Annotated in this window: 25 protein-coding genes; 12 read left to right on the forward strand and 13 right to left on the reverse strand. The window is 73.3% G+C overall.

Annotation, left to right across the window (positions count from 1 at the left end; all coding sequences use genetic code 11):
* Positions 1 to 30: 30 nt before the first annotated feature.
* The 4 genes from AC3X7R_RS15645 to dut are packed head-to-tail and all read right to left on the reverse strand — an operon-like array spanning position 31 to position 2357.
* Complete coding sequence (locus AC3X7R_RS15645) at positions 31 to 828, reverse strand: DUF3159 domain-containing protein (RefSeq protein ID WP_489966602.1); 798 nt, start codon at positions 826 to 828, stop codon at positions 31 to 33.
* Entirely contained in the window at positions 825 to 1187 is a 363-nt protein-coding gene (locus AC3X7R_RS15650; protein ID WP_489966603.1) for an OB-fold nucleic acid binding domain-containing protein, read from the reverse strand. Before AC3X7R_RS15650 ends, AC3X7R_RS15645 begins: the two co-directional genes overlap by 4 nt.
* A gap of 1 nt (position 1188) precedes the next feature.
* A complete protein-coding gene (locus AC3X7R_RS15655; protein WP_489966604.1) occupies positions 1189 to 1821 on the reverse strand; it encodes a DUF3710 domain-containing protein in 633 nt (210 codons plus the stop codon).
* Positions 1818 to 2357 carry a dUTP diphosphatase gene (gene dut / locus AC3X7R_RS15660; RefSeq protein WP_489966605.1) on the reverse strand — a complete coding sequence of 180 codons (540 nt, stop codon included), beginning with the start codon at positions 2355 to 2357 and terminating at the stop codon, positions 1818 to 1820. Before dut ends, AC3X7R_RS15655 begins: the two co-directional genes overlap by 4 nt.
* Before the next feature lie 77 nt (positions 2358 to 2434).
* Here dut and AC3X7R_RS15665 point away from each other — a divergent pair, with 77 nt between their 5' ends.
* Both AC3X7R_RS15665 and AC3X7R_RS15670 read left to right on the forward strand, forming a co-directional pair.
* Positions 2435 to 2917, forward strand: coding sequence for a DUF3093 domain-containing protein (locus tag AC3X7R_RS15665; RefSeq protein ID WP_489966606.1), 483 nt, complete (start codon positions 2435 to 2437; stop codon positions 2915 to 2917).
* Positions 2918 to 2944: 27 nt separating this feature from the next.
* On the forward strand, positions 2945 to 3244 hold the full coding sequence (locus AC3X7R_RS15670; RefSeq protein WP_489966607.1) for a DUF4235 domain-containing protein: 300 nt from the start codon (positions 2945 to 2947) through the stop codon (positions 3242 to 3244).
* Positions 3245 to 3319: 75 nt separating this feature from the next.
* Here the strand turns inward: AC3X7R_RS15670 and AC3X7R_RS15675 are convergent, their stop codons facing one another.
* The 3 genes from AC3X7R_RS15675 to AC3X7R_RS15685 form a co-directional block, all read right to left on the reverse strand.
* Positions 3320 to 3610: a DUF4193 domain-containing protein gene (locus AC3X7R_RS15675; protein WP_489966608.1), complete on the reverse strand. Its 291-nt coding sequence runs from the start codon at positions 3608 to 3610 to the stop codon at positions 3320 to 3322.
* Positions 3611 to 3764: 154 nt separating this feature from the next.
* A complete protein-coding gene (locus tag AC3X7R_RS15680) occupies positions 3765 to 4658 on the reverse strand; it encodes an inositol monophosphatase family protein (RefSeq protein WP_489966609.1) in 894 nt (297 codons plus the stop codon).
* Positions 4655 to 5755, reverse strand: a complete 1101-nt coding sequence (locus AC3X7R_RS15685) for a ferrochelatase (protein ID WP_489966610.1) — start codon at positions 5753 to 5755, stop codon at positions 4655 to 4657. The genes AC3X7R_RS15680 and AC3X7R_RS15685 overlap by 4 nt, the downstream gene beginning before the upstream one ends.
* 36 nt (positions 5756 to 5791) lie before the next feature.
* On the opposite strand from AC3X7R_RS15685, the gene AC3X7R_RS15690 reads away from it, so the two are divergent.
* The 4 genes from AC3X7R_RS15690 to AC3X7R_RS15705 all read left to right on the forward strand — a co-directional run bounded on the left by AC3X7R_RS15690 (position 5792) and on the right by AC3X7R_RS15705 (position 10292).
* Complete coding sequence (locus AC3X7R_RS15690; RefSeq protein ID WP_489966611.1) at positions 5792 to 6964, forward strand: MFS transporter; 1173 nt, start codon at positions 5792 to 5794, stop codon at positions 6962 to 6964.
* Between the two features lie 10 nt (positions 6965 to 6974).
* Positions 6975 to 8279 (forward strand): D-arabinono-1,4-lactone oxidase, encoded by a 1305-nt coding sequence (locus AC3X7R_RS15695; protein ID WP_489966612.1) that lies wholly within the window; start codon positions 6975 to 6977, stop codon positions 8277 to 8279.
* 119 nt (positions 8280 to 8398) lie between these two features.
* Complete coding sequence (sepH, locus tag AC3X7R_RS15700; protein ID WP_489966613.1) at positions 8399 to 9418, forward strand: septation protein SepH; 1020 nt, start codon at positions 8399 to 8401, stop codon at positions 9416 to 9418.
* A gap of 13 nt (positions 9419 to 9431) precedes the next feature.
* Complete coding sequence (locus AC3X7R_RS15705; RefSeq protein ID WP_489966614.1) at positions 9432 to 10292, forward strand: MOSC domain-containing protein; 861 nt, start codon at positions 9432 to 9434, stop codon at positions 10290 to 10292.
* Here AC3X7R_RS15705 and AC3X7R_RS15710 read toward each other — a convergent pair.
* Complete coding sequence (locus tag AC3X7R_RS15710; protein WP_489966615.1) at positions 10261 to 11106, reverse strand: sulfurtransferase; 846 nt, start codon at positions 11104 to 11106, stop codon at positions 10261 to 10263. The two genes, AC3X7R_RS15705 and AC3X7R_RS15710, sit on opposite strands and share 32 nt — an antisense overlap.
* On the reverse strand, positions 11103 to 12113 hold the full coding sequence (locus AC3X7R_RS15715; RefSeq protein WP_489966616.1) for an aldo/keto reductase family protein: 1011 nt from the start codon (positions 12111 to 12113) through the stop codon (positions 11103 to 11105). The genes AC3X7R_RS15710 and AC3X7R_RS15715 overlap by 4 nt, the downstream gene beginning before the upstream one ends.
* 80 nt (positions 12114 to 12193) lie before the next feature.
* Between AC3X7R_RS15715 and AC3X7R_RS15720 the strand changes: the two genes are divergently transcribed.
* Together AC3X7R_RS15720 and AC3X7R_RS15725 are read left to right on the forward strand one after the other, a co-directional pair.
* Positions 12194 to 12847, forward strand: coding sequence for a thymidine kinase (locus AC3X7R_RS15720; protein ID WP_489966617.1), 654 nt, complete (start codon positions 12194 to 12196; stop codon positions 12845 to 12847).
* A 153-nt stretch (positions 12848 to 13000) separates the two neighbouring features.
* Entirely contained in the window at positions 13001 to 14587 is a 1587-nt protein-coding gene (locus AC3X7R_RS15725; protein ID WP_489966618.1) for an MDR family MFS transporter, read from the forward strand.
* Between the two features lie 12 nt (positions 14588 to 14599).
* On the opposite strand, the gene AC3X7R_RS15730 is transcribed toward AC3X7R_RS15725, so the two are convergent.
* The 4 genes from AC3X7R_RS15730 to AC3X7R_RS15745 are packed head-to-tail and all read right to left on the reverse strand — an operon-like array spanning position 14600 to position 19716.
* Positions 14600 to 15724 carry an alkaline phosphatase family protein gene (locus AC3X7R_RS15730; RefSeq protein ID WP_489966619.1) on the reverse strand — a complete coding sequence of 375 codons (1125 nt, stop codon included), beginning with the start codon at positions 15722 to 15724 and terminating at the stop codon, positions 14600 to 14602.
* Entirely contained in the window at positions 15721 to 16320 is a 600-nt protein-coding gene (locus AC3X7R_RS15735; protein WP_489966620.1) for a DUF5998 family protein, read from the reverse strand. The genes AC3X7R_RS15730 and AC3X7R_RS15735 overlap by 4 nt, the downstream gene beginning before the upstream one ends.
* Before the next feature lie 20 nt (positions 16321 to 16340).
* Positions 16341 to 16964, reverse strand: coding sequence for a sulfotransferase family 2 domain-containing protein (locus tag AC3X7R_RS15740; RefSeq protein ID WP_489966621.1), 624 nt, complete (start codon positions 16962 to 16964; stop codon positions 16341 to 16343).
* 40 nt (positions 16965 to 17004) lie between these two features.
* Positions 17005 to 19716 carry a bifunctional acetate--CoA ligase family protein/GNAT family N-acetyltransferase gene (locus AC3X7R_RS15745; protein ID WP_489966622.1) on the reverse strand — a complete coding sequence of 904 codons (2712 nt, stop codon included), beginning with the start codon at positions 19714 to 19716 and terminating at the stop codon, positions 17005 to 17007.
* Between the two features lie 77 nt (positions 19717 to 19793).
* Between AC3X7R_RS15745 and AC3X7R_RS15750 the strand changes: the two genes are divergently transcribed.
* From AC3X7R_RS15750 to AC3X7R_RS15765, 4 genes are read left to right on the forward strand one after another with little or no spacing between them, the layout of a single operon-like run.
* Positions 19794 to 22265 carry a DNA gyrase/topoisomerase IV subunit A gene (locus AC3X7R_RS15750; RefSeq protein ID WP_489966623.1) on the forward strand — a complete coding sequence of 824 codons (2472 nt, stop codon included), beginning with the start codon at positions 19794 to 19796 and terminating at the stop codon, positions 22263 to 22265.
* A gap of 37 nt (positions 22266 to 22302) precedes the next feature.
* Positions 22303 to 23028: an LppX_LprAFG lipoprotein gene (locus AC3X7R_RS15755; protein ID WP_489966624.1), complete on the forward strand. Its 726-nt coding sequence runs from the start codon at positions 22303 to 22305 to the stop codon at positions 23026 to 23028.
* Positions 23025 to 24812 (forward strand): MFS transporter, encoded by a 1788-nt coding sequence (locus AC3X7R_RS15760; protein ID WP_489966625.1) that lies wholly within the window; start codon positions 23025 to 23027, stop codon positions 24810 to 24812. Before AC3X7R_RS15755 ends, AC3X7R_RS15760 begins: the two co-directional genes overlap by 4 nt.
* Positions 24809 to 25303 (forward strand): beta-class carbonic anhydrase, encoded by a 495-nt coding sequence (locus AC3X7R_RS15765; RefSeq protein WP_489966626.1) that lies wholly within the window; start codon positions 24809 to 24811, stop codon positions 25301 to 25303. The genes AC3X7R_RS15760 and AC3X7R_RS15765 overlap by 4 nt, the downstream gene beginning before the upstream one ends.
* Positions 25304 to 25365: the final 62 nt, after the last annotated feature.

Genomic DNA, 25365 nt, shown 5'->3' on the forward strand with positions numbered 1-25365 from the left:
CGCTGGCCGCCACGGACCGCCGACGATCGCTCAGGAGCGGCCGTCGGGGGCCGGCTCGACCGGCGTGTGGTTGCGGGCCAGCAGCCAGACCATGCTGGCCAGCGCGGCGAGCTGGAGCGGCCAGCCGAGTCCGATCTTGAGCAGCCCCAGGGCGGCGATCGCGGTGTCCGGGTCCCACCTCCCGGAGTCGCCCGCCAGCCAGATCGGCCCCTGGACGACGACCCGGAGGATGCAGGGCACCGCCAGCACCCAGGTGAGCAGGCTGCTCAGGCGCACGACCTGCCGGTTGTCGTGCCACGCGGTCGCGTCGCCGGTCACGCTGCCCACCATGAACCCCACCAGGGGCCACCCGACCAGGCAGCTGAAGGCCAGGACCAGCGCGTAGCCCCCGTTGTAGAGCAGGCCCGGCAGGAAGTAGGCCAGGGCCTGCTCCTGCTCGGAGCCACCCGCCGCTGCGGCCCGGTTGACGAAGAACCAGCCGATGCCGATGCCCACCAGCGCGTTGATGCAGAACTGGACCGTCGAGCGCTGGACCAGCCTGACGGCCAGCAGCGCCACGGCGGCCACGATGCTCACCGTCAGGGCGAGCCGCAGGTCCTTGCCGAGCAGCCAGGTGGCGGTGAAGAGGATCGTGGGGACGGCCGCCTCGATCATCCCGCGGCGACCACCGAGGGCCTGGGCGAGCTGACGCCGGACGAGGGCCTCGACGGTGTCGACCTCGGACGTCGCCTCCGCCCCGGCGCCGGCCGCGGACTCCCGCGGCTCCCGGTGCTCAGGGCGCTCAGGGTGCTCCGGGCGCTCAGGGCGCTCCGGGTCCTCCAGGCTCACGGCACCAGCTCGTAGCGGGGGTTGTACAGGATCCGGCGGCCGTCATGCCGACCGATGCGTCCTGAGACCGTCATGGCCCGGCCCGGCTCGATGCCGATGATGCGTCGCCGGCCCAGCCACACCAGCGTGACCACGTCCGTGCCGTCCTCCAGGTCCGCCTCGAGTGCGGGCACCCCGCCCCGGGGGCGCAGCGTCACCGTGCGCAGGGTGCCCCGCAGGGTCACCGGCTCACGCTCGGGCGCGTCCTGGATCGTCTGCACCCCGCCGCCGCCATGGGTGCGGCGCAGGTCCCGCGTCTCCTGGTCCGCGCTGTCCGCCCAGCGGGAGAGGCTGTCGCGGAGCCTGCCACGCACGGTCATCTCACTCGGCCCGTCGAGCGTCCGGCGGCAGCCGGAAGGGAAGGGGACGCCCCACCGGCAGCGCCTGGTCCCCGCGCCGGACGGCGATCGAGGCCAGCGCGTCCTCGAACTCCGGTGACGCCTCCGGCTCGACGGCCGGGCGACCCAGCAGGGAGGCGCGCAGCAGCCACCTCGACCCGTTGATGCCGATCACGCGGGAGGGCTGGACGGCCTCGGTGCCGTCCTGGCGGCGCACCGGGACCCGGCACTCCAGCTCGGTCCCCCACCGGCCCTCGCGCTCGGTGACGGTGCCGCCACGTCGCACGACGTCGTCCGCGATCTGCGGGCGCACCTCGCTCCAGAGGTCCCCGTGGCGAGGCGCGGCGAACACCTGGAGCTCCATCGCGCCGTCCTGGGCGGCCAGCAGGACCCCCGCGACGTCGCCGCTCTCCTCGTTGACCTGGAGTCGCAGCTCGAGTCCGGGCGGCGGGGCGACCAGCAGGGCGCCGATGTCGATCCGCTCGACCCCGTCGTCCAGCGTCTCGGCGTCGTAGGGGCCGGGTGCCGCAGCGGCGCCCGCGGGCTCGGGGGCGTCCTCGCGCGAGACGTCCTGCGCCGGCGTCGCCGCCTCGGCGGACTTGCGACGGAACTTCACCTGTGCTGCCTCCTGGTCTCGGGTTCCCCGGCTGCTTCGACGGGGCGGTCAGGACCGGGCCCGCCGAATCCCCCGGTAGAACCGTAGCCCCCGGCTCCACGGCTGGACTCCGGGAGATGGTCCACCTCCACGAAGCGGGCCGTCTCGAACCGCTGCACGACCAGCTGCGCGATGCGGTCACCCCGGCGCAGCTCGACCGGCTCGACGCGGTCGTGGTTGACCAGGAGCACCTTGATCTCGCCGCGGTAGCCGGCGTCGACGGTCCCCGGGGTGTTCACGATGGAGACCCCGTGCCTGGCCGCCAGGCCCGATCGGGGGTGGACCAGCGCGACGTGCCCCGCGGGCAGCGCCAGCGCGATCCCGGTCGGGACCAGGGCGCGCTCGCCCGGCGCCAGCACCAGGTCGACCGTGGTGCGCAGGTCGGCCCCCGCGTCCCCGGGGTGCGCGTAGGAGGGCAGCGGCAGGGCGGGGTCCAGGCGCAGCACCGGCACGTCCAGCAGCGGGACGTCGGGCGGGTCCAGGGCGGGGGCGGTCACGGCGGAGCAGCCTACCGGCGCGCGACAGGCGTCGCCCCGGCCGCTCACGGTGGCGAGGGGACACCTATTCTTGCCGTGTGGAGTACGCCGAACGCCTCTACGTCCCGCTGCGCTGGTGGGTGCAGGGGACGATGCTGGTGGCGAGCCTCTGGCTCGCCGTCGTGGTTGCCATGCCCGAGACCAGGGGTGGGTTCCTCCTCTCCCTGGCGGTGACGGGCGTCGCGCTGGCGCTGATGGTCGCGTTCTTCCTCTCCCTGGGAGCCCGGATCGCGGTCACCGGCGGCGAGCTGCACGCCGGACGGGCACACATCCCGATCCACCACCTGGGCGCGGTCGAGGCGCTGGACGCGGCCCGTACCCGGGCGCTGATGGGGGTGGAGGCCGACGCCCGCGCCTACCTGCTCGTCCGCCCCTACCTCAAGCGCTCCGTGCGCGTGGAGATCACCGACCCCGCCGATCCCACCCCCTACTGGCTGCTGCACACCCGTCACCCGGACCGGCTCGCGCGCGCCCTCCAGCAGGGCGCCGAGCAGCGCATGAGCGACCCGGCCGCTGGGTAGGGTTCACGAAGACAACCAGGAGGACACATGGCATCGAGCTCCAAGTTCTGGACCGTCTTCTCGCTCGGCTCCGCGCTGGCCGGCGCGGCGCTCGCGAAGAAGGCCCTGAACACCTCGTGGCGGGCCGCCACGGGCAAGAACCCGCCGGAGAACCCGGCGGACCCGGATGTGGACATCTGGGAGGCCGTGGCCTGGGCGACGGTCAGCGGCGTCGCCATCGGGCTGGCGCGGATGATGGCCACCCGCAAGGCGGCCACCTACTACGCGAAGTCCACGGGGCACCTCCCGCCCGACCTCCAGAAGGACGGGCAGCACAAGGACGCCTGAGCCGACGCTCCACGCACGAAGGCCGCGGCCCCCGAGGGGGCCGCGGCCTTCGTCGCGTCCGGCCTGTCGTCGCGCTCAGGCGCAGTCGCGGCAGGTCATGTTCTTCTCGTCCGCCAGCTGGCTGCGGTGGTGCACCAGGAAGCAGGACATGCAGGTGAACTCGTCCTCCTGCTTGGGCTTGACCTCGACGGCCAGCTCCTCGTGGGACAGGTCGGCCCCAGGGAGCTCGAACGACTCGGCGGCCTCGGTCTCGTCCTCGTCGACCTTGCCGGAGTTCTTGTCGTGACGCCGCGCCTTGAGCTCTTCGATGCTCTCTTCGTTCTGGTCTTCCTCGGTCTTGCGTGGTGCGTCGTAGTCGGTCGCCATCTGTCCTCTTCCACTTCCGGTCCGCTGGCCGTGCCGCCGGCCTAGTCCTCATGCGCGGGGCGATTGTGCACCATCGACACGTCCGGATCATCAGTGCCCCGGCCGAGTCGTGCTGAAAAGTCCGCGCCCCGGCGCAACGACGGTCGAGCCGTGCCTATTCCCCCGTTGCGGGCCCATCTCGGACGAGCCGATCGGGGCTCCCGACCGGGTCGCCGGCACCGGCCAGGAACCCGGTCTCAGCGAGCAACGCGACCAGCGCGTCCCATCCCCGGGCGGGCGCCGCCACCAGCACCGGGCTCGGCTCCTGGCCCGGACCCTGCGCCGGGCCGGAGCCGGGCAGCATCTCGAAGCGCCCGCCCGCCTCCTGGACGACCAGGGATCCGGCCGCCCAGTCCCAGGGCTGCGGACCCTGCTCCACGTAGGCGTCCGCGAGGCCCTCGGCCACGTGGCACAGGTCGAGGGCGCACGACCCCATCCGCCGGATGTCGCGCACCCGCGGCAGCAGTCGCGCCACGCAGGCCCCCTGGTGCGCACGGACCTCCGGCAGGTAGCCGAAGCCGGTCAGCACCAGTCGCTCCGGGACCGGGGCCTCGCCGCGTACCCGCAGGGGCATGCCGTCCCGGGTCGCCCCGTGACCCCGGGCGGCGGCGTGGACGTGCCCGCGGGCCACGTCGACGACCGCTCCGGCGACGACCTGTCCGTCGAGCTCCGCGGCGACGGAGACGGCGTACTCCGGGATCCCGTACAGCAGGTTGACGGTCCCGTCGACCGGGTCCACGATCCACCGCACCCCGGTGGTGCCGCCGGTGTCGCCCTCCTCCTCGCCCAGCACGCCGTCGCCGGGCCGCAGCTCCGCGAGTCGGCGCCTGACCAGCTGCTCGCTCGCCCGGTCGACCTGGGTCACCACGTCCACACTGCTCGACTTGGTGTCCGCGACCGAGACTCCCCCGGCGCGCATCTCCTGGACCAGGGCGGCCGCCTCGACCGCCACGGAGACGGCGATGCCACGCAGGTCCAGCGCGAGCTCGGTCCCCGCTCGGCCGGTCACTCCGGCATCCCGCACAGGGCCGGCCGGGGCCCCCGGGGGTTGGGGCAGCAACCCGGTGCGCAGAGCGACGGCCACGGACCCAGCGACCCGACCGCGGCCGGCTCCGTCACCTCGCCTCGCTCCTGCGCCGCCCGTTCGACCAACAGGTCCCGGACCATCGCGACGAAGCGCGGGTCGATCCCCGGCGTCGCCGCCCGGGCGGCCCGCAGCCCGACCTTCTCGGCCGTCGCCATCGCCTCGGTGTCGAGATCGTAGATGACCTCCATGTGGTCGCTGACGAAGCCGATCGGCACCATCACCACCGACTGGACCCCCCGTGCGGCGAGCGCCGCGAGGTGGTCGTTGACGTCCGGCTCCAGCCACGGCACGTGGGGCGCGCCCGAACGGGAGCAGTAGACGAGCTCGTGCCGCAGCCGGCCGCCGGTCTCGTGGCGGACCCGGTCGACCACCTCCTCCATCACGCTGTGGTGCTGGGCCACGTAGGCGTCCCCCTGCGGCCCGCTGGTCCGCGCCATCTCGGTGGGGACGGAGTGGGTGACGAAGACCAGCTCGGGCTCGCCCTGCAGGGGGTCGCCCAGCTCGGCGATCGCCGTCAGGGTGGCGTCCACCACCGGCTCCACGAAGCCCGGGTGGTTGAAGTACTGGCGCAGCCGGTCCAGGCGCGGAGCGCCCTCGACCTCGGCGACCGCGTCCGCGAGGTTCTCGCGGTACTGGCGGCACGAGGAGTACGACGAGTAGGCGGAGGTCGGCAGCACCGCCGCGCGGACGATGCCGTCGTCCGCCATCTGCCGGAGCGTGTCGGCGAGGTAGGGGTCCCAGTTGCGGTTTCCCCAGTAGACCGGGATGTCGATCCCCGCCCCGGCCAGGTCCTCGCGGAGCGCAGCCAGCAACGCCCTGTTCTGGTCGTTGATGGGCGAGCGGCCGCCGAACAGGAAGTAGTGCTCGCCGACCTCCTCCAACCGCTCGCGCGGGATGCCGCGGCCCTGGGTGACGTTCTCCAGGAACGGGACCACGTCCTCGGGCTTCTCAGGACCGCCGAAGGAGAGCAGGAGCAGGGCGTCGTAGGGCGAGACGTCGGGACCGGGAGCCAGAGTCATGCAAGCCATCGTAGGCAGGCCTAGGCTGCGGCCACGATGTTGGATTCCTACCGCCGCGTGCTGCGCCGCCCGGGCGCCCTGCGGTTCAGCACGGCCGCCGTGGTGGCGAGGCTGCCCATCTCCATGGTCGGCCTGGGCATCGTGCTGCTGGTCGAGGCGGAGACCGGCTCCTACGGGCTGGCCGGGACGGTCTCGGCGGCCTACGTGCTGGCTGAGGCGGCGCTGGCGCTGGTGCACGGCCGACTCCTCGACACCCTGGGTCAGGCCACCGTCCTGCCCGCGGCGATCTCGGCGTTCGGCGTGGCACTGAGCCTGCTGGTGCTCTCCGTCCAGGAGTCGTGGCCGATCCCCTCGACCTACCTCTTCGCGGCGCTGGCCGGCGCCACCCTTCCCCAGGTGGGGGCGAGCGTGCGGACCCGCTGGGCCCATCTGCTCGATCACCCGCAGGAGGTGCAGACCGCCTTCGCCCTCGAGTCCGTCCTCGACGAGGTGGTCTTCATGGCCGGGCCGGTCCTGGTGACCGCGCTGGCGACCCTCTGGCACCCGGCGGCCGGGCTGCTCGCCGCCCTCGGCTTCGGCCTGGCGGGGACCTTCGCCTACGCCGCCCAGCGCAGCACCCAGCCCCCGGCTCGCGGGCGCCGCAGCAGCGGCCCGAGACCGCCGATGCCCTGGCGGGTGGTGGGGCCGCTGGCCGTGGTGAGCCTGGCGCTGGGCACGCTCTTCGGGTCGGCGGAGGTGGTGACCGTGGCCTTCGCCGACGAGCGGGGGGTCCCGGCCGCCGCCGGGATCCTGCTGGCCTGCTGGGCCCTGGGCAGCCTGGTCGCCGGCCTGGTGACGGGCGCGGTGGCGTGGCGCAGGCCACCGGCCTTCCGGGTGAGGGTGGGGATGGCGGCCCTCGCGGTGGCCATGGTGCCCCCGGTCTTCGTCTCCTCCGTCCCGGTGATGGCGCTGGTGATGCTGGTCGGCGGGCTGGCGATCGCCCCCACCCTGATCGCCACCCTGACGGTGGTCGAGCAGTCGGTCCCGGCGGGCCGGCTGACGGAGGGGATGGCGATCCTGCACACCGGGCTGGTGGCCGGGGTGGCCCCGGGCGCGGCCGCCGCCGGCTTCGTCGTCGACCACGCGTCGGCGTCGCCCGCCTTCTGGGTGGCCGTGGCCGCCGGGGGGGTCGGGCTGGTCGCAGCGATCCTCTCCCCCGCTGACCACTAGCCTGAGCGCCATGACGGCATGGAAGAACTGGGCCGGCACCGAGTCCGCCCACCCGTCCCGGGTGCTCGCTCCCAGCGGCACCACCGAGGTGGTGGAGGCGGTCGAGCACGCCCGGGAGACCGGGACGACGGTCAAGATGGTGGGCGCCGGCCACAGCTTCACCGGCATCGCGACCCCCCTGCACACGATGATGAGACCCGACCGGATGACCGGCATCGTGTCGGTCGACCGCGACGCGATGACGGTGACGGCCCGTGCCGGCACCCGCCTCAAGGACCTCAACCACGAGCTGGAGCGGGTCGGGCTCTCGCTGCACAACATGGGCGACATCGCCGAGCAGACGCTCGCCGGCGCGGTCTCCACGGGCACGCACGGCAGCGGCGGCCAGACCGCGGGGCTGGCCGCGCAGCTCTGCGGCCTCCAGCTCGTCACCGGGACCGGGGAGGTGCTGACCGCGAGCCCGGAGCAGAACCCCGACGTCCTCGAGCTGGGCCGGCTGGGCCTCGGCGCCCTGGGCGTCCTCACCACCCTGACGTTCCGCGTCGAGCCGCTCTTCCTCCTCCTGGCGCAGGAGCGCCCGGTCGGCTGGGACGAGCTGCTCGCCACCCACGACGAGCTGGTGGCCGAGCACCACCACGTCGACGTGCACTGGTTCCCGCACAGCGACGGCGCCCTGCTCAAGGCCAACAGCCGGCTGGCCGACGAGGTGAGCGAACGGCGGCCGCTGCCTGCGTGGCGACGCCGTCTGGACGACGACCTGCTCGCCAACAGGCTCTTCGGCGTGCTCACCACCCTCGGTGTCCGCGCACCCGCCGTCGTCCCGACCGTCAACCGGCTGGCGACCCGGGCGCTCTCCGCTCGCGGCTACTCCGACGTGGCCCACCGGGTCCTGGTCTCGAGCCGCCAGGTGCGCTTCCGGGAGATGGAGTACGCCGTCCCGCGCGAGGCCGGGCTGGCGGTCCTGCGGGAGGCGAGGCGGGTCATCGACGCCCACGACTGGCGCATCGGCTTCCCGGTGGAGATCCGGACGGCACCCGCCGACGACGTCCCTCTGTCCACCGCTCACGGTCGTGACGTCTGCTACCTGGCCTTCCACGTCCCGCACACGGTCGACCACCGGCCCTACTTCGGCGCCATGGAGGACCTGGTCCGCGACCACGACGGCCGGCCGCACTGGGGCAAGCTGCACTCGCTGGGGGCCGACGAGCTGGCCGCCCTGCATCCGGGGTTCGGCCGGTTCCGTTCGCTGCGCGAACGACTCGATCCCGACCGGGTCTTCGCCAACCCCTACCTCGAGCGGGTGCTCGGGCCCTGATCGCCGCCTCGTGCGCGCGTGTCCGCCCGTGCGGCGGGTGGGCTGGCGTAGGCTCGCCCCACCGAAGGACATGCCCCGGCCACCGTCGGGGCCCGACAGTGGCAGGAGCAGTGCACGCGATGGCACACCTCACGCTCGTGGGACTCAGTGAGGACCGCAAGCGGTTGCTCCTGGTCAACGACGCGGGTGAGGAGTTCACCCTCGCTGCCGACGCCAAGCTCCGCGCTGCCCTGCGCGGAGAGGAACCCCGCCCCGGCCAGTTGGAGATTCGAATGGACAGCGCACTCCGCCCTCGTGACATCCAGGCCCGCATCCGGGCCGGGGAGACCCCCGAGGCGGTGGCCCAGGCCGCCAAGGCGACGGTCGAGAAGATCATGCCGTACGCCGCCCCCGTGCTGGCCGAGCGTGCCCACGTCGCCGAGCGGGCGCAGCGCTCCTCGGTGCGCCGGCGCTCCTCGGAGGGCTCCGGTTCGCTCGGCGGGGGCAGGACGCTCGAGGAGACCGTCTCCACCCACCTGCGCAGCGAGAACGTGGACCCGGGCTCGGTGGAGTGGGACGCGTTCCGGCGCGAGGACGGCCGGTGGACCCTCACCGGCGAGTTCACCACCCCCGAGCGCCGCGGCACCGCGACCTTCACCTTCGACATCCCCGGCAACTACGTGACGGTCGAGAACGACCACGCCAGGTGGCTGGTGGGCGAGGCGAGCCCGACCCCCGCCCGCGCCGAGGCCCCGGCCCCGCCTGCCCCGGGGACGACCCGGCGCCGTCTCTCCGCGGTGCCCGCGGAGGAGCTGCCGCTCGGCGACGACGCCCTGGAGATGCTCGCCGGGGACACCGACGCGTCCCGGCCTGCCGCCTCGGCGAGCGCCCACGACGAGACCGCCGACCTCTCCGAGAGCCTCCCCGTCGAGGCGTTCCTCCAGGACGAGCCGTCCCCGGCGGCAGCGCCGCGCGCTGCGGAGCCGCGAGACGACGAACAGACGCGTGCCTCCGCCGAGCAGGAGCAGCCCGAGACGGCCCCCGAGCGGGACGAGCCCGGCAGGACCGAGGCGCCTCGCCGCCCGGTGCGCAAGAGCCGAGGCCGCGCGTCGGTGCCCAGCTGGGACGAGATCATGTTCGGCGGCGGCTCCGGCGACTGAGATCGGGCCGTCCGTGCGCGTCACCTCGCTGCGGGTCCATCCGGTGAAGAGCACCGCCGTCCGCACGGTGGCGCGCGCACAGCTCCAGCTCCGAGGCCTGGCGGGAGACCGCGACTGGGTCGTCGTGGCAGCCGACGGCACGGTCGTCTCCGCGCGCGAGCTGCGCGGGCTGCTCAGCGTCGTCGCGGACACCCCCGGCACCGACCCGGGGCTCGCGTCGGATCTGCGCCTGCGCCACCCCGCCCTGCCCGACCTGCACCTCGCCCATCCCTCGGGCCCCCGGGTCAGGGTCGGCCTGTTCTCCCACGAGCTCGCCGGGGTGGCTGCCGGCCCCGAGGCCGACGGGTGGCTGCGCACCGCCCTGGGCCGCGACGACCTGCGGCTGGTCTGGTGCGACGACCCGACCCGCCGACGGCTCAACCCACACCACTCCGAGCCCGGCGACCACACGGCGTACGCCGACGGCTACCCGCTCACCGTGGCCTCCGAGGCGTCGCTGGCACGGTTGGACGAGTGGCTCCGCGAGGAGGCTCAGGCGCGGGGGGAGCAGCCGCCCGCGCCCCTGCCGATGGACCGGTTCCGCCCCAACCTGGTGGTGGACGGGGACGAGCCCTTCGCCGAGGACCACTGGCTGCGCGTGCGCGTGGGCGACGTCGTGCTCCGCCGGGCCAAGCCCACGGACCGCTGCGTGATCACGACCATCGACCCCGTGTCCCTGCGCTCCGGCAAGGAGCCGCTGCGCACCCTGGCACGACACCGGCGCCACGAGGGGAAGACCCTCTTCGCCGTACACCTGATCCCGGAGACCACGGGCACCGTGTCGGTCGGCGACGAGGTCGAGGTCACCGTTCGACGGGACGACCCGGGTCGGTGATCCACCCGCTCCAGCTGCCCGGATAGAGGGCGGCCCGCACCCCGGCCAGCTCCATCGCGAGCACGTCGTGGGCGGCCGTGACGCCGGATCCGCAGTAGGCGGCGACGTCGGCCCCCGGGACGGCTCCCACGGCCGCGTAGAGCTCGGCCAGCTCGTCGGCAGGGCGGAAGCGCCCGTCGGGCGTCAGGTTCTGCTCGGTGGGCACGTTGACCGCGCCGGGCACGTGCCCCGCGACCGGGTCGAGGGGCTCCACCTCGCCCCGGTAACGCTCCGGTGCCCGGGCGTCGATCAGCACGCCGACGCCGGGGACCTCCTCGGCCGCCACCCTCGGCATGCCGCCGGGGTCGCCGGCGACCCCGGTGGCCGTGAAGTCGCCCGGCTCGGGCGGCCGACCGTCCTCACCGGCGGCGACGAGCAGCCCGCCGCGGGCCCGCCAGGCGGCCAGCCCCCCGTCGAGCACCCGCACGTCCCGGTGCCCGTGCAGCCTCAGCAGCCACCAGGCCCGGGCCGCCGCCCGCCCCTGCCAGTCGTCGAGGACCACCACCGGCCGGCGGTCGCTCACCCCGGCCCGTCTCATCGCGGCCTGGAAGAGGGCCGGGTCGGGCAGCGGGTGGCGACCACCCTGCCCGGGAGGGGCGGCGAGCTCGGTGTCCAGGTCGACGTACGCCGCGCCGGGCAGGTGCCCCGCCCGGAAGGCGGCCGGGCCGGTCCCGCCCGGTGGGGCGCCGGTGCGGTAGCGGACGTCGAGGACCGTCACCGCCCCGACGAGCTCCGCCAGCTCCTCGGCCGAGACCAGCGGCCCGCCCACGCTCACGAGGGGCGCTGGGTCATCGTCTGCTTGGCGGTCATGGCGGGGTCGCGGACCACGACGTCTCCCAGCACCTCGTCGATCCGGGTCATCACCTCGGCCGGCAGCCGGACCCCGGCCGCGGCCACGTTCTCGTGCACCTGCTCGGGGCGGGAGGCACCCACGAGCGCCGAGGCGACGTTGTCGTTCTGCAGCACCCAGGCCACGGCCAGCTGGGACATGGTCAGGTCCACCGACTCCGCGACCGGGCGCAGGCCCTGCACGGCCTCCAGCGTCGGCTCCGCCATGAACCGGCCGATCATGTCCGCCCCGCCCTTCTCGTCCGTGGCCCGCGAGCCGGGCGGCGGCGCCTGGCCGGGCAGGTACTTGCCGGTCAGCACCCCCTGGGCGATGGGGGACCAGACGATCTGGGAGACACCGAGCTCGCGCGAGGCGGGGACCACCTCGTCCTCGATCACCCGCCACAGCATGGAGTACTGGGGCTGGCTGGAGATCAGCTGGAAGCCCAGCTCCCGGGAGAGCTCGACGCCGGCCCGCAGCTGCTCCGCCGTCCACTCGCTGACCCCGATGTAGAGCGCCTTGCCGGCCCGCACGATGTCGGCGAACGCCTGCATCGTCTCCTCCAGCGGGGTGAAGGCGTCGAAGCGGTGTGCCTGGTAGAGGTCGACGTAGTCGGTCTGCAGGCGGCGCAGTGAGCCGTCGATGGACTCCATCACGTGCTTGCGGGAGAGCCCGCTGTCGTTGTGGCCCTTGGGCCCGGTCGGCCAGTAGACCTTGGTGAAGATCTCCAGGGACTCCCGCCGCTCCCCCTTCAGCGCCTCCCCCAGGACCGTCTCGGCCGCGGTGTTGGCGTAGACGTCGGCGGTGTCGAAGGTGGTGATCCCGCAGTCGAGGGCGGCACGGACACACTGGGTGGCGACGTCGTTCTCCACCTGGGAGCCGTGGGTGAGCCAGTTCCCGTAGGTGATCTCGGAGATCTTGAGGCCGCTGTTGCCGAGGTGTCGGAATTCCATGGGGCGACGCTAGCGCCAAGGCCCAACCGGCGGCAGCCCGGATGGCGTGCCGTCGGCGCGTCGTGGAAGGATCCTCGACCGTGGCCGAACTGCACTTCTTCACCGGGACCATGGACTCGGGCAAGAGCACCCTCGCCCTCCAGACGAACCACAACCACGCCACCAGGGGCCGGGCGGGCAGGATCTTCACCGCCCACGACCGCGGCGGTCAGGCCGTGCTCTCCAGCCGCCTCGGGCTGACCCACGAGGCCCTCGAGGTCACCCCCGACTTCGACTTCTGGAAGTACGTGGTGGACACCCTGACCCGGGGCGGCCGGATCGACTACCTCATCTGCGACGAGGCACAGTTCTACTCCCCCGCGCAGGTGGACCAGCTGGCCAAGGTGGTCGACGAGCTGCAGGTCGACGTCTTCGCGTTCGGCATCCTCACCGACTTCCGCACCGTGCTCTTCCCGGGCTCGGCGCGGATGGTGGAGCTGGCCGACCGGATGAACGTGCTCCAGGTGGAGGCGCTCTGCTGGTGCGGCAAGCGGGCCACCCACAACGCGCGGACGGAGAACGGCGCGATGGTGGTGGAGGGGGAGGTCGTGGTGGTCGGCGACGTCGAGGTGGCCGACGAGCCTCCCCGGGACGTCGCCTACGAGGTGCTGTGCCGCCAGCACCACCGCCGACGCCTCACCGCCGCCCGGGCCAAGGCGGTCAGCCTCGCGCCCGAGCCGCTCCCCTTCGGCTGAAGAGCCCCCGGCACGAGCGGGGGCCGTACGACCCGGGTCCTTCTCCCCTGCCCGACCTCCGGCACAGCCTCCTAGCCTGGTCCGCAGAGAGCCCGACGGACCGAGTCAGCGGGGACTGCGGCCGCCCCCGGCGCTGCCCCGCAGGAGTCCGGCATGTCAGAGAGCACCCTGCACGAGACCGAAGGGCTCGACCGTGAGGTGATCGCCGTCGGCGCCGTGCTCGTCGTCGGCATGCTCATGCCGGTGCTCGACAGCACGATCGTCAACGTCGCCCTCGACTCCCTGAGCAGGGACCTCGACGCCACCCTGCCCACCACGCAGTGGGTGGTCACCGGATACCTGCTCGCGGTGGCCCTCGTCATCCCGATCACCGGCTGGGCCCTGGACCGCTTCGGCTCCAAGCCGGTCTGGGTCACCGCGGTGACGCTCTTCACGATCGGCTCGGCGCTCTGCGCCGCCTCCTGGTCGATCGAGTCGCTGATCACGTTCCGCATCCTGCAGGGCCTCGGCGGCGGCATGCTGCTCCCGGCCGGGCAGGCGATGCTCGCCCGTGCCGCCGGCCCGGCCAACATGGGACGGGCCATGACCATCCTGGGCGTCCCGATGCTCATCGGCCCGATCCTCGGCCCGGTCCTCGGCGGTCTCCTCGTCGAGTACGGCAGCTGGCACTGGATCTTCCTGGTCAACGTGCCCGTCGGCATCGTCGCCGTCGCCCTGGCGCTGTGGAGACTGCCTCTCGAGCGCGGCCTCTACGACCCCGGCCGCCTCGACACCGTCGGCCTGGCCCTGCTCTCCCTGAGCCTCGCCAGCCTCCTCTACGGCCTCTCCGAGGCCAGCTCCCGGGGCGGCTTCGACGAGCGGGTGGTGATCGCGCCGCTGGTCGGCGGGGCGGTCGGCCTGGCGCTCTACGCGTGGTACAGCCTGAGACGGGGCGCCGCCTCCATCATCGACGTCCGGCTGCTCGCCGACCGACTCTTCGGCAGCGGGGCGCTCGCACTCTTCCTCGTCGCCATCGGCCTCTTCGGCGGCATGCTGCTGCTCCCCCTCTACTACCAGAGCGTGCGGGGCGAGGGGGCGCTCGACTCCGGGCTGCTGCTCGTCCCGCAGGGCCTGGGCGCGCTGGTCTCGATGATCGTCGCCGGCCGGCTCACCGACCGCTTCGGCGCCGGGTACGTCGTGCCCGTGGGGGTCGGCCTGGCGCTGCTGGGCACCTTCCCCTTCACCCAGCTGGGCGTCGACACCTCCTACGTCTGGCTCTGCGCAGCCCTGTTCGTCCGCGGCCTCGGCCTGGGCGCCGTGATGATGCCGACCGTCTCCTCGGCCTACGCCCACCTGAGCAAGGACCGGGTCTCCCGGGCCTCACCGACCCTGTCGGCGATCCAGCAGGTCGGCGCGTCGTTGGGCAGCGCCCTGCTCATCACGGCCCTCACCCAGCGGTTCGCCGACAGCCTCGCCTCGCGCGGGCTGCGGGGAGCCGGCGGCGGTGCCGACCAGATCGGCTCCCTCACCCCGGAGGCGAGGAGGGTCGTCGGGCCGGTCCTCGCAGACTCCTTCGAGTTCGCCTTCTGGGTGGCGTTCGGGCTCACCGCCCTCATCCTGCTGCCTGCCCTCTTCCTGCCCCGCACCGGAGCCAGGAAGTCCGCCGCTCAGGCCACCGGACAGGACACCGGGCAAGACACCGGGCAAGACACCGGGCAAGCCGCCGGGCAGCGGACGGCGCCCCCGGCCGCGCCCGACTGAGGCCGACGGCGCTCAGGCCACGAGGATCGGGATCCGCATCTCGTCGGGGGTGAGCGACCCGTGCAGCCCGACCAGCTGGTTCTCGTAGGGGAAGTCGGCCGTGGAGACGATCGCCGCGTCACCCCGGCACGCTGCCACCACGTCGCCGATCCTCGGCAGCACCCCCGGCTCGACCGCGCCGAACCAGCCCGCCGCCACCACCTCGTCGCGGGTCAGCACCTCGGCGCGCTCCCCCAGCACCTCGCGCCAGGTGGCGGCCACGTCCGCCACGGCGCCGCCGGCGCAGTAGACGTGCCGGAAGCGCGCCTCCCCGCCCAGCAGCGCGACGCCGGAGCGGAGCTCCAGCCGCTCGTCGACGTCGATCCGGGAGACGGCCGGGCTGTCGACCATCCCGTGGTCGGCGATCACCAGCATCCGGGTGTGGGACGGCAGTGCCTCGCGCATCTGCTCCGCCTCGGCGTCGACCATGGCCAGCTGCTGGAGCCACTGCATGGAGGAGACGCCGAACTTGTGCCCGGTCCAGTCCAGGTCGGCGTCGTAGACGTAGGTCAGGGAGGGCCGGGCGGCGGAAGCCGCCTGGACCGCAGCGATCCGCTCCCCCACCCGGTCCGCGCCCACGTACTCGGCGCCCCGGTGGGCGGCCACGGTCAGACCGCTGCCCACGAAGTCGCGCTTGTTGACCACGGTGACCGAGACCCCGGCACCGGTGAGCCGGGCGAAGGCGGTCGGGTGGGGCTGCCACTGCCGGGGATCGACCGTCGTGTCCCAGGCCAGCGCGTTGAGCAGTCGCTCCGTGCCGGGGATCCGGGTGGTGAACCCGACCAGGCCGTGGGCTCCCGGGGGGAGGCCGGTGCCGAACGACGTCAGGCTCGTCGCCGTCGTGGAGGGCACGGTGGCCGACCCCGTGGCGCCCTCGTCGAGGAACGAGGAGAGGAACGGTGCCGCGTGGGCGTAGCGCCTGAGCAGCTCAGCCCCCAGGCCGTCGATCAGGAAGACGACGTACGACGGCGCCTGGGGCAGCACCAGCGACCCCGCCTGCTCGTCGAGAGGCACCCCCAGGGAGCGGGCCACGGCGGGCACCACGTCGCTGAGCGTCCGCGACCCGTAGTCCGGGGCGGCGAAGGCGCCGGGGGTCATGCCCCGCGGGTCCGCGCCGAGAGGGCCTCCGCGAAGTCGAGCAGCCCGGTCACGGCGTCCCGGCCCTCGGCGGCCGCGGAGACCCGCAGGGAGAAGTCGTCGCCGGCCAGCACGCCGGTGTACCCGTGGTCGGCCTCGCACTGCGGGTCGGCGCAGGAGGCCGGCTCGAGGTCGATCCGGGAGACGCCGCCCCAGCCGATCGTCAGCACCGCCTCCGCGGCGGGGGCGGGCCCGGAGGTCGGGTTCGCCACCATCCGGGTCACCACCACCGAGCGCACCGCCGACAGCGTGACCGCCTCGGTGGAGGTCGAGGTGTGCGGCTCGGGCAGGAGGTCGTCACCCGGGTGCTCGTCGGTGTGGGCCAGGATCAGGCGCGAGGCGGTGAGCACCGCCACGGTCAGGTGACGGCGCACCTCGTCGCGCTCGAACGTCGGCTCGTGGTGGACGTAGAACGCGGCCACCTCCTCGCCGCCCAAGGCCGCGAACACCCCGTCGATGACCACCTCGGGGTAGTAGCCGGTCCGTTCGATCGCCACCCGCAGGCGTCTGGCGTGGTCTTTCGCGTCCGCGGTCTGACCGGGGGTCCTGCTGCGCATGGGGGCAGTCTGTCATGCCCTCAGAAGACGTACCCGAAGGCCTCGAGATCGGCGGCGAAGACCTCGGCGACGCGATCGCGCATGGCGCCGGTGTACTCGCCGCGGTAGTCGCGCGGAGGGGCCGCGTTGTCCCGAGGGACACGCTCCGGGGTCGGGAGCCCGAGGTGCAGCATCACGCGGCGCACGTCCTCCTCGAACGACTCGGTCCGGCCGACGAAGTCCGCCTCCCGCCCGGGAGCGCGCAGGTAGGTGACCTGCGCGGTGCGCAACCGTGGCCAGTCGTCGGGCCCCCGCATCACGAACGACTCGAAGTCGGGGTAGTCCCGGGCCACGCCGGCCATGAAGCCTCCGCCCTCCAGGAAGCGCCTCGCCTTCGGGGAGCCCTTCGCGGCGAGCTCACGGAAGCGCTGCACCATCCCGTACCAGGAGAGGAGTCGGGACCAGGGGTTGCGGACGAAGCCGGCCGTCCAGTACTCCGCGAGCCCGGGCTCGGCCCGCAGCACCTGCCCGAGGCGCGCGTGCCTGGTCAGGCCGTCCACGGTGCGCACGTCCGGGAGGAGGGGCCGGAGCAGGTGCTCCACGCTGACCCCGCCCGTCTTCTGCACGTGCACGAAGAGGAAGCGGTGGGAGTCGGAGACGAGCACGGGCGCGATCCTAGTGCGAGCCGCCGCCGGCTCCGCGCGCTCAGTCCGGGAGCGTGTCCCCGGGCATCATGCTGAGCCGGCGGACGAACCAGTCCGACCGCGGGTCCAGCACCGGCTCGATCCGACAGGAACCGCCCAGCACCGAGCACCCGTTGCGCCCCGCCAGCACCAGCGGCAGCGAGAGCGAGCGCACCTGCGGCAGGTCGTGCTGGAGCTGGGCGACGCGGCGCACGATCCGCTCCACCTCCTCCACGTCGACGATCTCGCTTCCCCGGTAGCCGAAGAGCAGGGGTGAGGCCTTGATCTCCCGCACCATGTCCTGGGCGTCGTGCTCGGCCAACGGGGGGATCCGGAACGACCGGTCCTGGAGGAGCTCGGTCATCGGCCCGCCGACGCCGAAGGAGACCACGGGCCCGAAGAGCGGGTCCTCGATGCTGGCCACCGCCACCGGCACGCCGGGCGGTGCGTTGCGCTGCACCACGAACCCGGCCGCCTCCGGCTCGGCGATCACCTCGTGCAGGGTGTGCCAGGCGTCCGTCATCTCGGCGGCGGAGTCGATGTTGCGCCACACGTGGGCGAGGTCTGGTCGGTCCCGCAGGTGCAGGGCCGTCGCCTTGAGCACCACGTCCCACCCCAGTCGCTCCCCCGCAGCCAGGGCCCCCTCGAGGTCGGCCACGGGGTAGCTGCGCCACATCTCGATGCCGTAGGCGGCCAGCAGGTCGTGCAGGGACTCCTCGTCCAGGTCGTGGCCGTCGGGGTGCTGGGCCAGCAGCTCGCCGACCAGCTTCTTGGCGGCCGGCCGGTCGACCAGCTCCGCGTCCGCCGGCGGCTTGTCCGGACTGCGCAGCCACATCGCGTACTCCACGACGCGGGCGAGCGCCCGCACCGCGGCCTCGACCGCCGGGTAGGACGGCACCGAGCCGCGACCGGCGGTCGACCCGGCCACGTCCGGCACGCGCAGCAGCTCGGGCACCCCCTCCGCGCCCAGGAAGGTGGTGACCAGCGGCTTGTCGGACTGCTCGCCGATGGCAGCGAGCACGTTGGCCACGTCCTCCCCCGAGACGTTGAGGGGAGGGATGTAGATCGCCGCCACGGCGTCGACCTCGGGGTCGTCGATCGCCGCGTCGAGCGCGTCCTCGAAGTCCTCGGCCCCTGCGTCGGAGCCCAGGGCCACCTGCTTGTTGACCACCAGCCCCGCGCCGGCGGCGGCGTCGGCGGCGAGCAGCCCCAAGGCGTCGGAGTTGCCGACCACCGCCACCCGGCGGCCGCGGGGCAGCGGCTGGTGGGCGAGCAGCTGGGCGACGTCGAACATCTCCTCCAGGGTGTCCACCTGGATCACCCCGGCCTGCCGGAACATCGCGTCCACCGACTGCGAGGGTGCGGCGATCTTGCGCACCGCGTGTCCCATCGGCACCCCCTGCGTGGTGCGGCCCGACCGCACCGCGATGATCGGCTTGCGCCGGGAGACCCGCCGCGCGATGCGCGAGAACTTGCGCGGGTTGCCGATGGACTCCAGGTAGAGCAGGACCACCTCGGTGGAGTCGTCCTCCTCCCAGTACTGGAGCAGGTCGTTGCCGGAGACGTCGGCGCGGTTGCCCGCGCTCACGAAGGTGGTGAGTCCGAGGCCACGGTTGTTCACCTTCTCCAGGATCGCCGAGCCCAGTGCCCCGGACTGGCAGAAGAAGCCCGCACGACCCCGCGGTGGCATCACCGAGGAGAGCGAGGCGTTGAGGGAGACCTCGGGGGCGGTGTTGATCACGCCGAGGCAGTTGGGACCGATCAGGCGCAGGCCGTACGAGCGGGAGAGCCCGACGAGCTGACGCTGCCGGTTGCGGCCCTCCTCGCCGGTCTCGGCGAACCCCGAGGAGATCACCACCAGCCCGTGCACCCCCTTGGCCGCGCAGTCCAGGACCACCTCCTGGACCGACTCGGCGGGCACCGCCACGATCGCGACGTCCACCTCGTCGGGGATCTCGGTGACCGACGCGTAGGTGGGGAGACCGGAGACCGCGTCCGCCGTCGGGTTGACCGCGTAGACACGGCCGGTGAAGTCGCCCAGCACCAGGTTGCGCACCAGGGCCTGACCGATGGTGTCCTGGCGCCGGCTGGCCCCGATGACCGCGACGGAGCGGGGGTTGAAGAACTTCTCGATCGAGGCGGACTCGGCGCGGTGCTCGCGCTGCTCCATCACCCCGATGGCGGTGTCGGTCGGGTCGATGGAGAACTCCAGGCTCACCAGGCCGTCGTCGTACTGGCTGGCGACCTGGTAGCCGGCGTCCTTGAACGTGCGGATCATCGGGTGGTTGTCGGGGAGCACCTCGGCCACGAACCGCTCGATGCCGCACTCGCGCCCGGCCTGGGCGAGGTGCTCGAGCAGCAGCTGACCGATCCCCCGGCCCTGGTGCTTGTCCTCCACCAGGAAGGCGACCTCGGCCTGCCCCGGCTTCACGGCGTCGTACCGGCCGACGGCGATCATCTGACCGCCGACCAGGAGCACCAGGGCGACCCGGTCGCGGTAGTCGACCTGGGTGAAGCGCGCCACGTCACGGTCCGAGAGCCGCGGCATCGGGGCGAAGAAGCGGTAGTACTTGGACTCGTCGGAGACCCGGCTGTAGAAGTCGACCATCAGCTCGGCGTCGCTGGCCCTGATCGGCCGGATGTGAGCGGTCCGACCGTCTCTGAGCAGGACGTCCGCCTCCCAGTGACGGGGGGGCTCGTGGGAGGTGGGGGTGGCGGAGTCCGCTTCGGTCACGTGCTGAATCTAACGCGTCCCTCCGGCTCGGCGCGCCCTACCTCGGCAACCCGGACCGTGACCGGGAGAATGCGGGCATGGCACGCCGTGGCACGAAGTCCCCGATTCCCGACGACTTCGAGGAGCACATCCTCGACATCGACGTCGGGGACGAGATCAAGAGCTCCTTCCTGGAGTACGCCTACTCCGTCATCTACTCGCGCGCCCTGCCCGACGCCCGCGACGGGCTCAAGCCGGTGCAGCGCCGGATCCTCTACACGATGGACGACATGTCCCTGCGACCCGACCGGGGCCACGTCAAGAGCGCCCGAGTGGTCGGCGAGGTGATGGGCAAGCTGCACCCCCACGGCGACAGCGCCATCTACGACGCGCTGGTGCGGCTGGCCCAGCCCTGGTCGATGCGCCTGCCGATGATCGACGGCCACGGCAACTTCGGCTCACCCGACGACTCCCCCGCCGCGATGCGCTACACCGAGTGCCGGATGGCTCCGGCGGCCGTCGCCATGACCGGCTCCCTCGACGAGGACACGGTCGACTTCAAGGCCAACTACGACTCCCGCGAGCTCGAGCCCGCGGTCCTGCCCTCGGCCATCCCCAACCTCCTGGTCAACGGTGCGACCGGCATCGCGGTGGGCATGGCCACCAACATCGCCCCGCACAACCTGGTCGAGGTCGTCCAGGCGCTGCGGCACCTGCTCAAGCACCCGAAGTCCGGCCTGGACGACCTGATGCGCTTCATCCCGGGGCCCGACCTGCCCACCGGGGGCAAGATCGTCGGGCTCGACGGGGTGCGCGACGCCTACGCCTGCGGGCGCGGCAGCTTCAAGATGCGGGCCACCGCGCGGATCGAGTCGGTGACCGCCCGCAAGAAGGGCATCGTCGTCACCGAGCTGCCCTACGGGGTCGGCACCGAGCGCGTGGTGGAGCGGATCAAGGTGCTGGTCCAGTCCAAGAAGCTCCAGGGCATCTCCGACATCAAGGACCTCACCGACCGGGCGAACGGCCTGCGGCTGGTCATCGAGGTCAAGAACGGGTTCGTCCCCGAGGTCCTGCTCGAGCAGCTCTACAAGATGACCCCGCTGGAGGAGTCCTTCGGGATCAACGCGGTCGCCCTGGTCGACGGCCAGCCCCGCACCCTGGGGCTCAAGGAGATGCTGGAGGTCTTCCTGGCCCACCGCCTCGAGGTGGTCCGACGGCGCTCGACCTTCCGCCGCGGCAAGGCGGCGGACCGCCTCCACCTGGTGGAGGGCCTGCTGCTGGCCATCCTCGACATCGACGAGGTGATCCAGCTGATCCGCGCCAGCGACAACGCCGCCGCGGCGAGGGAGCGCCTGATGACGGTCTTCGACCTGACCACGATCCAGGCGGACTACATCCTCGACATGCCGCTGCGCCGGCTCACGAAGTTCTCCAAGCTCGAGCTGGACAAGGAGAAGGCGGAGCTGGAGGCGGCGATCGAGGAGCTCGACGCGATCCTCAACGACGAGGAGCGGCTGCGCAAGGTCGTCTCCGACGAGCTGGCGGAGGTGGCGAAGACCTTCGGCACCCCCCGGCGCACGGTGCTGCTCGCCTCGGCCGGGACGGCGGTGGCCTCCGGCACCGCCTCGCTCGAGGTCGCGGACGACCCGTGCTTCGCCTTCCTCTCCTCCAGCGGGCTGCTGGCCCGCTCCTCCAGCGACGAGGTCCCGGGCGAGGGCGGCGGCCGGGCCAACCACGACGTCATCGTCTCCGCGGTCCGGACCACGGTCCGCGGGGAGGTCGGGGTCCTGACCTCGCGCGGCCGGCTGGTGCGCACCCAGGTCCTCGACATGCCCGAGCTGCCGCCGTCGGCCAACGACCCCAACCTGCAGGGCGGGCTCCCACTCAGCGAGGTGCTGCAGCTGGAGAGCGGGGAGCGTGCGCTGGCGCTCACCCCCCTCACCGCCGACGGCCCGGGCATCGCCCTGGGCACCGCGATGGGGGTCGTCAAGCGGGTCAACCCCGAGGTGCTGGCGCGCGACGAGTGGGAGGTCGTCTCCCTCAAGGACGGCGACGAGGTGGTAGGCGCCGTCGCCCTCGCCACCGGCGAGGAGGAGCTCTGCTTCATCACCTCCGACGCCCAGCTGCTCCACTTCTCCGCCGGCGGGGTCCGGCCGCAGGGCCGCTCGGGCGGCGGGATCGCCGGCATCCGGCTGGGCGCCGGCGCGAAGGTGATCTGGTTCGGCGCCCTGAGCGGCGAGGACGCCGTGGTCTTCACCGCCTCCGGCGCCTCCACGGCCCTGCCCGGCACCGAGCCGGGGGCCTGGAAGGTGACCCCGTTCACCGAGTACCCCGCGAAGGGGCGGGCCACCGGCGGGGTCCGCTGCCACCGGTTCCTCCGGGGCGAGGACACCCTCGTGCTCGCCTGGGCCGGCCCCTCGCCGGCGCGGGCGGCGGCCGCCAGCGGCGCGCCCGTCGAGCTCCCTCCCGCCGACGGCAGGCGGGACGGCTCGGGCACTCCGGGGAGCATTCCGGTCGTCGCCGTGGCGCCTCCGGTGGCCCGGCAGCTCGGGGTGGCCGCCGATGCGTGAGCAGCGCCGGGCTCGGGGCCTGTGGGACGCTGCCCCCATGACCTCCCCACGTCCCGTCGCCCCGTGTGGTGCGCGGCGCGCCGCGCTCTCCGGCCTGCTCCTGACCATGGCCGTGACGTTGACCGCCTGCAGCTCCGAGGAGCCGAGGGCGGACGAGGACGTCGAGGAGGTGCTGGAGACCGCGAGCGACCGGCTCGTGGAGACCTCGGGCCTCAACCTCTCCCTGACCACCGACGACCTGCCCGACGGCGTCACCGGCGTGACCAGCGCGGTGGGCGTGGCGACTGACGCGCCGGCCTTCGAGGGAGACCTCGGCATCCGGCTCGCCGGCAACGTCTTCAACGTGCCGGTGGTCGCCGTCGACGGGACCGTCTGGGCCCAGATCCCGCTCGCTCCGGGCTGGTCCGACGTCGACCCGGCCGAGTACGGCGCGCCGGACCCCTCGCTCCTGATCAGCCCGGACCAGGGCTTCGCCACCCTGCTGCAGGAGGTGCAGGACCCGCAACAGGGTGACCGCGAGCGCGGTGGTGTCGACAACGCCGAGGTGCTGACCAGCTATACCGGCACCATCGACGGCGCGGTGATGGAGAACGTGATCCCCAGCAGCGCCGGGGACACCTTCGACGTGGTCTTCCTGGTCACCGACGAGGGCGAGCTCAGGCGCGCAGAGCTCACCGGGGTCTTCTACGCCGACAGCGACGAGATGACCTACACGGTCGACTTGACCGACTACGGCACGACCAGGGAGATCGTCGCCCCGTGACGCCCCGCGTCGATCGCGCCCAGCAGGCGCTGCTCTGGCTGGCCGCGGTCGCGGTGGCCTTCGCCGCCGCCGACACCTACGTCGTCGTGCTCGCCCTGCCCGACATGATGGGCAGCGCGGGCGTGCCGGTCGACCAGCTCCAGCGTGCCGCCCCGATCGTCTCCGGGTTCCTCCTCGGCTACGTGGCCATGCTGCCGCTGATCGGGCGGATCGCCGACATCCGTGGTCGGGTGCCGGTGCTCGTGCTCTCGCTGGTGCTCTTCTCGCTCGGCTCGCTGGTGACCACGCTCGCCTACGACATGCCCTCCATGGTGGTCGGCCGCTTCCTCCAGGGCGTCGGCGGTGGCGGCCTGGTCCCGGCCACCCTGGCCCTGGTGGCCGACCTCTACCCCGAGGAGCGACGCGGGGTCCCGCTCGGCATCGTCTCGGCCGTCCAGGAGATCGGCTCGGTCCTGGGGCCGCTGCTCGGGGCGGTGGTGCTCGCGCTCGCAGACTGGCGCGCGATCTTCGCCCTCAACATGGCCGTCGGGCTGCTGCTCGCCGCGGGGGTCCGCAGCCTGGCCTCGCGTGCCCCGAGCCTGCTCGACGACCGGTCCCGCGACCTCCTCGCCTCCCCCAGCCAGCATCGCCGCGACCTCCTCGGTGGCGCGCTGGCGCTCCTGGTGCTCGTCGCCGGCGCCCTGACCTTCCTCCGGCCGCCGCCGATCATGCGCGACGTGCGCTGGGGCGAGCTCTTCGTCCCGTTCGTGACGGGCAGCCGCTGGCTCACCCCGGTGGGGGTGCTCTCCATGGTCGCGGCGGCGCTCCTCGTCGCGCGGCTGCTCACCGCCCGGCGTCCGTTGGTGGACGTCGGCTCCTGGGCCCGCGCGCTCCGTGAGGCGGACCTGACCGGGGCGCTGCTCCTCTCCGTGGCGCTGGGCGGCGTCGTCCTCGCCTTCGCGACCGCCGACCCGAAGGTGGAGGTCTTCTCCGACCAGGGGATCTGGTACCTCGCCGGCGCCTTGCTGGGGGGCGTGGCCCTGCTCCTGCACCTGCGGCGGGCCGCCGACCCCATCGTGCCGCGCGGCGCGCTGCGCCGTACCCCGGCCTGGGGCGCGATGCTGGTCAGCTTCTTCGTCGGTGCCGCGCTGATCGCGGCGCTGATCGACATCCCGCTCTTCGCGCGCACCACGATCTACGGCGACTCCCAGCTGATGGCAGCCCTGGTGCTGGTGCGGTTCCTGGTCGCCCTGCCCCTGGGCGCGGTCGCCGGGGGCTTCCTCACGCGCCGGTGGGGCTCGGGCCCGACCGCGGCCCTCGGCATGGTCCTGGCCGCTGCGGCGTTCGCCTGGATGTCGACCTGGGGCATCGACGCCCTGGAGCACTGGCACGCCAGCGTGCCGCTGGTCGTCGGCGGGCTCGGCTTCGGGCTGGCCCTCGCGCCGGTGAACGCGGCAGTGCTCGCCTTCACCGAGCCCGGCGTCCACGGGCTCAGCAGTGCCCTGGTGGTGGTGGCCCGGATGGTCGGGATGCTGGTGGGGATCTCGGCCCTCACCACGCTGGGCCTGCGCCGCTACTACGCCGAGCAGGCCGACGTCCCACCCGTCCGGGAGGTGTGCGACGGCGCCTCCCGCTGCAGGGAGTTCACCCTCCTGCTGAAGGAGGCGGGGATCGCCCAGGAGCAGACCGTCTTCGCCGGCGCCGCGGTCTGCGCCGTGCTCGCGGCCGTGCTGGCCCTGGTGCTGCTTCGCGCGGCGGGCCCGGCGAAGGCACCGGTCGTGAGTGGGCTAGGTTTTTCCTCGTGAACGACTTCGACGACCTGCTGGCTGCCAACCGGGCCTTCGCGGCCGACTTCGACCTCGGCGGATTCGACGGGCGGGCCCATGCCGGCGTCGCGATCGTGACTTGCATGGACTCGCGCATCGACCCGCTGGCGATGCTGGGCCTCAAGCACGGCGACGCCAAGATCTTCCGCAACCCGGGCGGCCGGGTCACCCCGCAGGCGCTCGAGGCGCTGGTCCTGGGCGCCCACCTGCTCGGCGTCGAGCGGGTCCTGGTGGTGCCCCACACCCGGTGCGCGATGACCACCGCCAGCGAGGCGGAGCTGCAGGAGCGGATCGGCACCGCCGTCGGCGAGGACGCCACCTGGCAGTCGTTCGGTGTGGTCGACGACCAGGTCGCCCGCCTCCGCCAGGACGTGCGCAAGGTCCGGTCCCACCCGCTGATCCCCTCCACCGTGCTGGTCGGCGGCTTCGTCTACGACGTCGACACCGGCCTGATGCGTCAGGTCGACTGAGCTCGGCCCGCCCCGGGAGCGCACCGGCCCCGGGGCGCACCCCGACGGTGCGCCGCCGGGCC

The organism is Nocardioides sp. Z22_16 (genome assembly GCF_058134365.1).

Bases quoted from the DNA above. Each gene is read 5' to 3' on its own strand.
- AC3X7R_RS15675 (WP_489966608.1), bottom strand. From the start codon at position 3,610: ATGGCGACCGACTACGACGCACCACGCAAGACCGAGGAAGACCAGAAC.
- AC3X7R_RS15685 (WP_489966610.1), bottom strand. From the start codon at position 5,755: ATGACTCTGGCTCCCGGTCCCGACGTCTCGCCCTACGACGCCCTGCTC.
- AC3X7R_RS15750 (WP_489966623.1), top strand. From the start codon at position 19,794: ATGGCACGCCGTGGCACGAAGTCCCCGATTCCCGACGACTTCGAGGAG.
- AC3X7R_RS15730 (WP_489966619.1), bottom strand. From the start codon at position 15,724: ATGACCCCCGGCGCCTTCGCCGCCCCGGACTACGGGTCGCGGACGCTC.
- AC3X7R_RS15755 (WP_489966624.1), top strand. From the start codon at position 22,303: ATGACCTCCCCACGTCCCGTCGCCCCGTGTGGTGCGCGGCGCGCCGCG.
- AC3X7R_RS15690 (WP_489966611.1), top strand. From the start codon at position 5,792: ATGTTGGATTCCTACCGCCGCGTGCTGCGCCGCCCGGGCGCCCTGCGG.
- AC3X7R_RS15670 (WP_489966607.1), top strand. From the start codon at position 2,945: ATGGCATCGAGCTCCAAGTTCTGGACCGTCTTCTCGCTCGGCTCCGCG.
- sepH (WP_489966613.1), top strand. From the start codon at position 8,399: ATGGCACACCTCACGCTCGTGGGACTCAGTGAGGACCGCAAGCGGTTG.
- AC3X7R_RS15725 (WP_489966618.1), top strand. From the start codon at position 13,001: ATGTCAGAGAGCACCCTGCACGAGACCGAAGGGCTCGACCGTGAGGTG.
- AC3X7R_RS15695 (WP_489966612.1), top strand. From the start codon at position 6,975: ATGACGGCATGGAAGAACTGGGCCGGCACCGAGTCCGCCCACCCGTCC.
- AC3X7R_RS15650 (WP_489966603.1), bottom strand. From the start codon at position 1,187: ATGACCGTGCGTGGCAGGCTCCGCGACAGCCTCTCCCGCTGGGCGGAC.
- AC3X7R_RS15735 (WP_489966620.1), bottom strand. From the start codon at position 16,320: ATGCGCAGCAGGACCCCCGGTCAGACCGCGGACGCGAAAGACCACGCC.
- AC3X7R_RS15715 (WP_489966616.1), bottom strand. From the start codon at position 12,113: ATGGAATTCCGACACCTCGGCAACAGCGGCCTCAAGATCTCCGAGATC.